Origin of the sequence: Noviherbaspirillum sp. (assembly GCF_036846085.1) — a bacterium.
Classification (GTDB): Bacteria; Pseudomonadota; Gammaproteobacteria; order Burkholderiales; family Burkholderiaceae_D; genus Noviherbaspirillum.
The window spans coordinates 1-4,676 of sequence record NZ_DAIUCO010000342.1 but is presented as its reverse complement, the minus strand read 5'-3'; the positions used below and the strand labels follow the sequence as shown (position 1 = coordinate 4,676).

Here is a 4,676-nt window from a genome sequence, read left to right as displayed (position 1 = left end):
TGCACGCGGATGCCGTGTCGCGGGCGGGCAGCATGCTGCCCGAGTGCCCCGCTCCACCCTTGTTCCGCAGGCAAATCATCTCGGCCTCGTCTGGCACAGTCAGGCCGAAAGCGCTCTAGCCGCCATCCTCCCTCCGCGCCGCGCCGACACGCGGCGCCTTTCCTGTTCCTTGCCTTCCCCAAATAGCCGGGAAATAGCGGGGAACTACCGTCCCATATATTTTGACTAACTTTTTTTATTGACCGCCTGCAGCGTTGGGCCGGTCAGATCAGCGTAAGCATTCGTTAGCCCGAACGCATGCAACAGGGCACGGCTAGCGTAACGGAGGAAAACCATGCAAAGTCAACAATCAGGCACGGGGATGCCGGAGGTATCGCGGCATCTTCACCCACTTTCCCAGTTCAACGATTCCCGACCTATCCTGCACTACGGCACGACGCAGCAATACAGGACGGTCGGCGCAGACCGCAGCCAGCAGCTGGCGAAGGCCCTCGGCTGGTTGAGTATCGGGCTCGGCACGGTGCAGTTGCTTGCGCCGCGGACGATGTCGCGCGCCATCGGCGTAACTGACCGGCCGATGCTATTCCGTGCCCTCGGGCTGCGCGAGATTGCCAGCGGCGTCGGTATCCTGACCCAGCGGCAACCGACCAACTGGCTCTGGAGCCGGGTGGCCGGCGATGCGATGGACCTGACCCTGCTGGGCATGGCGGTACGCCGCTCCGGCGCCGACGATCGCAGCAAGGTTGCACTCGCGTGCGCCGCGGTGGCGGGCGTCGCGGTACTGGATATCCTGTCGAGCGTGCAGCAGACGCAAATCTATAGCGCACCGACGAGCGCGTTGCAGAACACCCGCAACACCGTGCATGTGCAGAAGTCGATCACCGTCAACAAGTCGGCCGACGAGTGTTATCGCTTCTGGCGTGAATTCGACAATTTCCCGCGCTTCATGAAACACCTGGAGGAGGTGCGGGTGCTGGAGGGGAATCGTTCGCACTGGAAAGCCAAGGCGCCGCTCGGCGCCAGCGTCGAATGGGACGCCGAAGTGACGATCGACCAGCCGGGGCAATTGCTGGCCTGGCGTTCGGTTGCGGATGCCGATGTCGACAACGCCGGCACCGTCAGCTTTGAGCGCGCGCCCGGCGGCCGCGGCACCGTCGTCCATGTGGACCTGCAATACAGCCCGCCCGCCGGAAGAATGGGCGCGCTGGTTGCGAAGGTGCTGGGCGAGGAGCCGGCACAGCAGATCGATGACGACCTGCGCCGTTTCAAGTGGCTCATCGAAACCGGCGAGATCCCGACCAATATCGGCCAGCCGTCCGGTCCGCGCAGCATGATGAGCCGCCTGGTATTCAGAAAAGGAGAGCCGGGATGAAAGCGAATTGCTGGATGGGCAAGAACGACGTGCGTATTCAGAACGTCCCCGACCCCGAAATCATCAATCCGCGTGATGCCATCGTGAAGATCACGTCGACCGCGATCTGCGGCTCGGACCTGCACCTCCTGGACGGTTTCGTGCCGACGATGGAAAAAGGCGACATTCTCGGACATGAGTTCATGGGCGAAATCGTCGCCCTCGGCGGCGAGGTCAAGAATCTGAAGATCGGCGACCGCGTGGTCGTGCCTTTTCCGATCGCTTGCGGCAACTGCTATTTCTGTTCCGAGAAGCTGTACTCGGTATGCGAGAACTCGAACCCGAACGCCTGGATGGCGGAGAAAATGTGGGGACATTCGCCGGCCGGCATTTTCGGCTACTCGCACCTCACCGGCGGCTATGCCGGCGGCCAGGCCGAGTATGCGCGGGTGCCCTATGCCGATGTCGGCCCGATCAAGGTCCCCGATGGCATGACCGACGAGCAGGTGCTGTTTCTGTCCGATATCCTGCCGACCGGCTGGATGGCGGCGGAAAACTGCAACATCAGGCAGGGTGACGTCGTGGCGATCTGGGGCTGCGGGCCGGTGGGCTTGTTCGCCATCCAGAGCGCTTTCCTGCTGGGCGCCGAACGGGTGATTGCCATCGACCGGTTCCCGGAGCGCCTGCGGCTGGCGCGCCAGCTCAAGGCCGAAACGCTCGATTACGAAGAAGTCAGCGTGCTGGAAGCGCTGAAACAGATGACCGGCGGCCGCGGTCCGGATGCCTGCATCGATGCCGTCGGCATGGAAGCGCATGGCCTCGGCCCGGTGGCGGCCTACGACCGCATGAAACAGGCGGTGCGCCTGGAATCCGACCGCCCGATCGTGCTGCGCGAGGCGCTGATGGCCTGCCGCAACGGCGGCCATGTATCGATCCCCGGCGTGTATGGCGGTTTCATCGACAAGTTTCCGATCGGTTCGGTGATGAACCGGTCGCTGACCATCAAGACCGGGCAGACGCATGTGCAGCGCTACCTGCATCCGCTGCTGGAGCGCATCCGCAACGGCGACTTCGACACGACCTGCATTATCACGCACACGCTGCCGCTGGACGAGGCCCCTTACGGCTACGACATTTTCAAGAACAAGCAGGATGAGTGCATCAAGGTGGTGCTGAAACCCTGAAGACCGGGGCGCTGCTGCCCCTCAAGTCGGGCGGAAATCTGCCGTTGAACGTGGATGTGCCGGATTCGCCGGTCGCCAGGAGTTCCATGCTTTCCGCCCCCATTCCCGACAACGACGACGAGCGGCTGGCCGCGCTGCATGCGCTGCTGATCCTCGATACGCCGCCTGACCAGCGCTTCGACCGCATCGTCGAATTTGCCGCCCATGAATTCGAAGTGCCGATTGCACTCATTTCGCTCGTCGACCGCGACCGGCAATGGTTCAAGTCGCGGTTCGGCCTGACCGCCTGCGAAATGCCCCGCAGCACGTCCTTCTGCGGCCACGCGATCCTGCAATCCGGGTTGCTGATCGTGCCGGATGCGCGCGTCGATGAACGCTTCATCGATAACCCGCTTGTCACCGGCGAGCCCTTCATCCGCTTTTATGCCGGCATGCCGCTCATCCTGCCGTCCGGTCATGCGGTCGGTACGCTTTGCCTGCTCGACCGCCGCACGCGCAGGTTCGACCATATCGACCATGCCATATTGACGACCCTGACCGAGCTGGTCATCAAGGAACTGACCGAGCCGGCCGGCATGCATCAGGAACGACAGCCATGACCGATAGCGGATTGCAGCTTCCTGCCGCGCAGGGAGGCGTTGTCCGGCGCAAGCCGATGCTGTTGCTGGAGCAAGATGCCTTGTTGCGGCGCACCGTCATGCTGACCGCCCGCAACCTCGGTATGACCGACATTCATGAAGCCGCCAGCCAGGGTGTGGCCGCGCGCATGTTGCGGGAACGTCCCTTCCACGGCGTGTTGATCGCGCTGGATTTCGGCGACCGGCGCTATGACCAGGTTGACCTGACGATGATTGACCGCATCCGTGATGGCGGTACGGCCAGCGCCGCCGACATCCCGATTGCCGTCCTGCTTGGCTATTGCGATGCATTGCTGCTGCGGGAATTGCACCAGCGGCAGGTGTTGCGGGTAATACTCAAACCGTTTCGCGCGCGGGCCCTGCTGGAGACCTTGTCCGAAATGCAGTCGGTGCGATCGGTGCCGGTCGCTTAGCCAGGCGGTTCCGGCCAGCTGCCCTGCGGCCCGTGTTTGTCATGCAGCGGCGAGGCAACAACGCTTGCGCCAAAACAGGTATCCTCGCAGCAACACTGATCACCGATTCTGAAAAAGAAGGAAGAGAGAAAAATGCCTGTCCAGTCTGTTCTGTCATACACGGCGGCGCTGTTCGCCGGGATTGCGGTATCCATGGCCGCTACGGCCGCGGAACCGGTGAAGGCGCCACCCGCGCCGCCTGCCAAGGCAGCCGTACCGTCGAAGTCGCTGGAAACCACCGTCAATACCGAATCCGTCATCAGCGGCATCAGCGCGATGGAGCGCACCCGGCCTTTCCCGGTCGCGGAGAAAGTGGCCTACTTCGTGAACATCAAGGATGGCGACAAGGTCCGCTCGCCGTTCCGGGTGGCGTTTTCCGTGACCGGCATGGGCGTTGCGCCGGTTGCGGCGGGCAAGATCGAAGGCACCGGCCACCACCATATCCTGATCGACATGCCAATGCCGGCCGACATCAAGAAGCCGATTCCCTTCGATAAGCCGGAGGAATACCTGAACCAGCGTTACAAGCACTTCGGCAAGGGGGAAACCGAAGCCGTTCTCGATCTGCCCCCGGGCAAGCATACGCTGCGCCTGCTATTTGCGGATCATAACCATGTGCCGTATTACATCGCCAGCAAGGAAATCACGATCGAGGTAATGCCGAAGTAGTTCCGGTCCGCCCGGCATCGCGGTCGATCTTAAATGTATTGACCGCCTGCGCCAGGCCGCCGGCCTGATCGCGCATCGCCTCCGCGGCTGCGGCGGCCTGTTCCACAAGGGCGGCATTCTGCTGGGTCACCTGGTCCATCAGTCCGATCGCCTGGTTCACCTGCTGGATGCCGCTGCTTTGTTCCTGGCTCGCCGCGGTGATCTCCTCCATGATGTCCGCCACCCGGCGCACGCTCTCGACGATTTCATCCATCGTGCTGCCGGCGCGTTCCACCAGAGCGCTGCCGGCATCGACTTTCTCCACCGATTCACCGATCAATGCCTTGATTTCCTTTGCCGCCGCCGCGCTGCGTTGCGCGAGGTTGCGCACCTCGGTGGCGAC

6 protein-coding genes are annotated in these 4,676 nt (G+C 62.8%); 5 read left to right on the top strand and 1 reads right to left on the bottom strand.

What is annotated here, in order from left to right:
* Window positions 1-334: 334 nt before the first annotated feature.
* From V7080_RS24195 to V7080_RS24175, 5 genes are all read left to right on the top strand, one after another.
* Entirely contained in the window at window positions 335-1,372 is a 1,038-nt protein-coding gene (locus V7080_RS24195; protein WP_334190936.1) for an SRPBCC family protein, read from the top strand.
* Complete coding sequence (locus tag V7080_RS24190; protein ID WP_334190935.1) at window positions 1,369-2,535, top strand: zinc-dependent alcohol dehydrogenase; 1,167 nt, start codon at window positions 1,369-1,371, stop codon at window positions 2,533-2,535. The genes V7080_RS24195 and V7080_RS24190 overlap by 4 nt, the downstream gene beginning before the upstream one ends.
* Window positions 2,508-3,134, top strand: a complete 627-nt coding sequence (locus V7080_RS24185; RefSeq protein WP_334190934.1) for a GAF domain-containing protein — start codon at window positions 2,508-2,510, stop codon at window positions 3,132-3,134. The genes V7080_RS24190 and V7080_RS24185 overlap by 28 nt, the downstream gene beginning before the upstream one ends.
* A complete protein-coding gene (locus V7080_RS24180) occupies window positions 3,131-3,586 on the top strand; it encodes a response regulator (protein ID WP_334190933.1) in 456 nt (151 codons plus the stop codon). The genes V7080_RS24185 and V7080_RS24180 overlap by 4 nt, the downstream gene beginning before the upstream one ends.
* A gap of 132 nt (window positions 3,587-3,718) precedes the next feature.
* Complete coding sequence (locus V7080_RS24175) at window positions 3,719-4,294, top strand: DUF4399 domain-containing protein (protein ID WP_334190932.1); 576 nt, start codon at window positions 3,719-3,721, stop codon at window positions 4,292-4,294.
* Here V7080_RS24175 and V7080_RS24170 read toward each other — a convergent pair.
* Window positions 4,269-4,676: methyl-accepting chemotaxis protein (locus V7080_RS24170; RefSeq protein ID WP_334190931.1), on the bottom strand; the 408-nt coding region annotated here is incomplete at its 5' end. The genes V7080_RS24175 and V7080_RS24170 overlap by 26 nt on opposite strands.